Genomic DNA, 5,027 nt, shown 5'->3' with positions numbered 1-5,027 from the left:
TAGGCTGATGCAGATACTTTCATCTTGACGCCAGTGCGGAATCGTCTGATTGGATTAGGGGGCAAGCGGGATTCCGGGCCGGCCCTCCTAAGCCAATCAGACGATTCAGCATGCAAGGGCGCAGGTGACACTGACGCGTCAATAGCCAAGGTGAGGCCTTATGAACGTCTATCCTTCCCCCATCCCCGAGGGGCGCTTCGTCACCCTGCCTGACGGGCTCAAACTGCATTACCACGATGAGGGCAGCGGCTTGCCGGTGCTGTGGCTGCACGGCAGCGGCCCGGGCGCCAGCGGCTACAGCAACTTCAAGGGCAATGTGCCGGCCTTTAAGCAGGCAGGCTACCGCTCGCTGGTGCTCGACCTGCCCGGCTTCGGCCTGTCCGGCAAACCGGATGATGTCGATTACGACCTCGATTTTTTCGTCGCCAAAGTGGCCGCCTTTCTGGAGGCCATCGGTGTGACGCGCTGCGCGGTGCTGGGCAACTCGCTGGGGGGCGCGATCGCACTGGGTCTGGCGCTCAAACATAGCGACAAGGTGTCGGCACTGATATTGATGGCGCCGGGCGGCGTCGAAGAGCGCGAGACCTATTTCGCCATGCCCGGCATCCAGCGCATGGTCGAGACCTACGCCAAGGGGCCGATGGGGCCCACCGAGATGCGCCACGTGATGACGCTGCAACTGTTCGACCCGTCGCTGCTGAGTGACGAGCTGATCGCCGAGCGCGCCGCCATCGCCCCGTCGCAACCCAAAAACCTGTTTACCAGCATGCGCGTGCCGAACATGACGCAGCGCCTGGCCGAGCTTGCCTGCCCGGTGTTCGGCTTCTGGGGGCAGGACGACCATTTCAATCCGGTGTCCGGGGTGATGAAGTTTCTGGCGCATACGCCCGATGTGCGCTTTACCGTGCTCAACCGCTGCGGCCACTGGGTACAGGTCGAGCACCGCGAACTCTTTAACCGCCAGTGTCTCGATTTCCTGAAGGAGCACGCATGCCAACAGCCCTGATTCCGCATCTGTCACGCGAGCTATACCGCGCCTTGCGCGAGCGCCGCACCATTGCCCCGCTGAAGGCTCGCTATCCCAAGATCGCCATCGAACATGCCTACCAGATTTCGCAAGCCATCCTCTGTCTGCGGGTCGCCGATGGCGAGCGCGTGATCGGCAAGAAGATCGGCGTCACCTCCAAACCGGTGCAGGACATGCTGGGCGTACACCAGCCCGACTTCGGCTTCCTGACCGACCGCATGCAGCTCGCTGACGGCAGCACCGTCAGCCTTGCCGCCAGCGGCCTGATCCAGCCACGCGCCGAAGGCGAGATTGCCTTCTTTCTCAAGCACGACCTCACCGGCCCCGGCGTCACGCGCGAGCAAGTGCTCGCGGCCACCGCCTGGGTGGCGCCCTGCTTCGAGATTGTCGACTCGCGCATAGACAACTGGCAGATCGCCATCGAGGACACCGTCGCCGACAACGCCAGTTGCGGCGTGTTTGTGGTGGGGGATGCGCGCGTAGACCCGGCCACGCTGGATCTGGCGGCCTTGCGCATGGACATCGACAAAAACGGCGCCCATGTCGCCAGCGGACTGGGCTCGGCGGTGCAAGGCCATCCGGCCGAGGCGGTCGCGTGGCTGGCCAATACCCTGGGCGAATTCGGCATTGCGCTCAAGGCCGGCGAAGTGATCCTGTCCGGCTCGCTTGCGCCCTTGCTGCCCATTGTTGCCGGCGACCGCTTCAGCATGCAGATCGAAGGTCTGGGCGGCGCATCCATCGCGTTTACCGAATGAAAGCCGTGTACGGCAAGGAGAAAAATCCATGAACAAGATCAAATGTGCACTGATAGGCTCGGGCAATATCGGCACCGACCTGCTGTACAAGCTCAAGCGCAGCGAGGTGCTGGAGCCGGTGTGGCTGGTCGGTATCGATCCCGATTCCGAGGGTTTGGCGCGCGCACGCGAGATGGGCATCAAGACCACCGCCGACGGCATCGCAGGGCTGCTGCCGCATATTCGGGCGGACGATATCCGCATCGCTTTCGATGCCACCAGCGCCTATGTGCACAAGGCCAACTCCGATGCACTGACCGCGCTGGGGGTCAAGGTGATCGACCTCACCCCCGCCGCCATCGGCCCCTATTGCGTGCCGCCGGTCAATCTGGCCGACCATCTGGAGGCGAATGAGCCCAACGTCAATATGGTGACTTGCGGCGGGCAGGCCACCATCCCCATGGTGTACGCCGTCAGCCGCGTGCAAAGCGTAGCCTACGGCGAAATTGTCGCCACCGTCTCCAGCCGCTCGGCCGGCCCCGGCACCCGCAAGAATATCGACGAATTCACCCGCACCACCGCCGGTGCGGTTAAAAGCGTCGGCGGTGCGCGCGAAGGCAAGGCCATCATCATCCTGAATCCGGCCGAGCCGCCCTTGATCATGCGCGACACCATCCACTGCCTGACCGACAAGGCACCGGACGAGGCGGCCATTACCCGCTCGGTACACGCCATGGTCGATGCGGTACAGCACTATGTGCCCGGCTACCGTTTGGTCAACGGGCCGGTGTTCGACGGCAACCGCGTCTCCATCTACCTCGAGGTCGCCGGCCTCGGTGACTATCTGCCGCGCTACGCCGGCAATCTCGACATCATGACTGCCGCTGCCGCCAGCACCGCCGAAGCCTTTGCCCGGCGCATGCTGGAAAACGACAAACTCGCCACCGTCTGAGGAAAACCGCCATGAACCTTTCCGGTAAAAAAATCACCGTCCACGACATGACGCTGCGCGACGGCATGCACCCCAAGCGCCACCAGATTTCACTCACCCAGATGGTCGACATCGCGCGCGGGCTGGATGAGGCCGGCGTGCCGCTGATCGAAGTCACCCACGGCGACGGCTTGGGTGGCGCCTCGGTCAACTACGGCTTTCCGGCCCACTCGGACGCCGAATACATCGGCGCCGTCGTTAAGACCGTCAAGCAGGCCCGCGTATCGGCACTGCTTCTGCCCGGCATCGGCACCGTCGACCACCTGAAAATGGCTTTCGATCTGGGGGTGAACACCATCCGCATCGCCACCCATTGCACCGAGGCCGATGTGTCCGAGCAGCACATTGCCGCAGCCCGCAAGCTGGGCATGGACACCGTCGGCTTTTTGATGATGGCGCATATGAATAGCCCCGAAGGCCTGGCACGTCAGGCCAAGCTGATGGAAAGCTTTGGCGCCAACTGCATCTATATCACCGACTCGGCCGGCTATATGCTGCCGGACGATGTAAAGGCACGCATCGCGGCGGTGCGCGCAGCTCTGAATCCGGCCACCGAGATCGGCTTTCACGGCCACCATAATCTGGCGATGGGCATTGCCAACTCGCTCGCCGCCATCGAAGAAGGCGCAACCCGCATCGACGCGGCGGCAGCAGGCCTGGGGGCCGGTGCCGGCAATACGCCGATGGAAGTGCTGGTGGCGGTGTGCAACCGTATGGGGATAGAAACCGGCGTTGACCTATTCAAGATTTCGGACGTAGCCGAAGACCGGGTCATTCCCATCATCGACTTCCCGATCCGCATCGACCGCGATGCGCTGACGTTGGGCTATGCCGGCGTCTACGGCTCTTTCCTGCTGTTCGCCAAGCGCGCAGAAAAGAAATACGGCGTGCCGGCGCGCGAAATCCTGCTCGAACTGGGCCGGCGCGGTATGGTCGGCGGCCAGGAAGACATGATAGAAGACACCGCCATCAATATGGCGCGCGCCAAGCTGCAGCAGGCCTAGCCGCAGCGTGAGTACTAAAGCAATGCCCTAAAATGCAGCCCCGCCATCCGGCCGGGCTGCATTTTTGTCTGCACCTGTTTGTTACCGGCGCCAGCCATCACCACACAGCTTATTTCATTGCTTCCTTGAAAGAAGATTAATTATTCACTACGAATAGTTACATCGGGTAGATGCCCCTTAGCCTCAGGTGAAAGTCATGGATGCGACAAATGCCGGCAGTATCGAAGCCCTCAAGGCCTTGATAGCGGCGCGAGAACTGAAGCAGATCAAGGTTGGCCTATTCGACATCGACGGTGTCATGGTCGGTAAATACATGGCGCGCGACAAGTTTCTGGCCGCATTGGATGACGGCTTCGGCTTCTGTGATGTGGTGTTCGGCTGGGATGTCGCCGACAAGCTGTACGACAACACCCGCCTCACCGGCTGGGGCAAGGGTTACGGCGATGCCGATATCCGCCTGCTGCCCGCCTCATGGCGCGAGTTGCCGCTGGAAGACAATATGATCATGGTGCAGGGCGAAGTCAGCGGCCGGCTGACAAGCCTGTGCCCGCGCGGCGTGCTGCGCCGTTTACTGGAACGGGTGGCGGCGCTGGGCTTTTCGGTCAAGGCCGGTTTCGAGTATGAATTTCTCGTCACCGACGAAGACCATGTGGCACTACAGGCCAAACGCTACCGCGAGCCCAAACCGCTGGGTTGCGGCGCCGCCGGATACTCGGTGCTGCGCAACTCGGTCAATACCGATTTTTACCGCAGCCTGCTCGCGCTGTGCGACACGATGAATATGCCTATCGAAGGCCTGCACGAGGAGACCGGCCCGGGTGCACTCGAGGCGGCGCTGTGCTGCGCCGAAGCGCTGGAGGCCGCCGACAATGCCGCCATGTTCAAGACTTTCAGCAAGGTGATGGCTCAAAAACAGGGACGCATGGTGTCGTTCATGGCCAAGTGGAACGAAAACCACGCGGGGCAAGGCGGGCACATCCATATTTCGCTGCAGCATAAAGACGGCAGCAATGCCTTCTTTGACCCGGCCCAGCCGCACGGCATCAGCCAGTTGCAGCGCCATTTCATCGGCGGCCTGCAACGCCATATGCGCGAAATTACCGCCACTGCCGCCCCCACCATCAATAGCTTCCGCCGTCTGGTGCCCGGTTACTGGGCGCCCACCCAGGCGCTATGGGGCGTGGACAACCGCACCGTCGCCTTGCGCGCCATTCCGGGCACAGCCAAGAGCCAACGTGTCGAATACCGCCTGCCCGGCGCCGATGCCAATC

General features: G+C 62.4%; 5 protein-coding genes. All 5 read left to right on the top strand.

The annotated features are described in order from the left end of the window. Positions 1 to 160: 160 nt before the first annotated feature. Positions 161 to 1,006, top strand: coding sequence for an alpha/beta fold hydrolase (locus tag ACRC1E_RS09145; RefSeq protein WP_438514791.1), 846 nt, complete (start codon positions 161 to 163; stop codon positions 1,004 to 1,006). Further along, a complete protein-coding gene (locus ACRC1E_RS09140) occupies positions 991 to 1,782 on the top strand; it encodes a fumarylacetoacetate hydrolase family protein (protein WP_438514790.1) in 792 nt (263 codons plus the stop codon). Before ACRC1E_RS09145 ends, ACRC1E_RS09140 begins: the two co-directional genes overlap by 16 nt. Before the next feature lie 28 nt (positions 1,783 to 1,810). Further along, positions 1,811 to 2,713: an acetaldehyde dehydrogenase (acetylating) gene (locus tag ACRC1E_RS09135; protein ID WP_438514789.1), complete on the top strand. Its 903-nt coding sequence runs from the start codon at positions 1,811 to 1,813 to the stop codon at positions 2,711 to 2,713. An 11-nt stretch (positions 2,714 to 2,724) separates the two neighbouring features. Then, the gene (gene dmpG / locus ACRC1E_RS09130) at positions 2,725 to 3,756 is read left to right on the top strand and encodes a 4-hydroxy-2-oxovalerate aldolase (RefSeq protein WP_438514788.1); all 1,032 of its coding nucleotides are present in this window, start codon (positions 2,725 to 2,727) and stop codon (positions 3,754 to 3,756) included. A gap of 196 nt (positions 3,757 to 3,952) precedes the next feature. Continuing rightward, positions 3,953 to 5,027 (top strand): glutamine synthetase family protein (locus ACRC1E_RS09125; protein ID WP_438514787.1); only part of this gene is annotated, 1,075 nt, incomplete at its 3' end.

Origin of the sequence: Craterilacuibacter sp. (assembly GCF_051659485.1) — a bacterium.
Taxonomy (GTDB): Bacteria; Pseudomonadota; Gammaproteobacteria; order Burkholderiales; family Chromobacteriaceae; genus Craterilacuibacter.
This window is presented reverse-complemented; position numbering and strand designations above follow the sequence as displayed.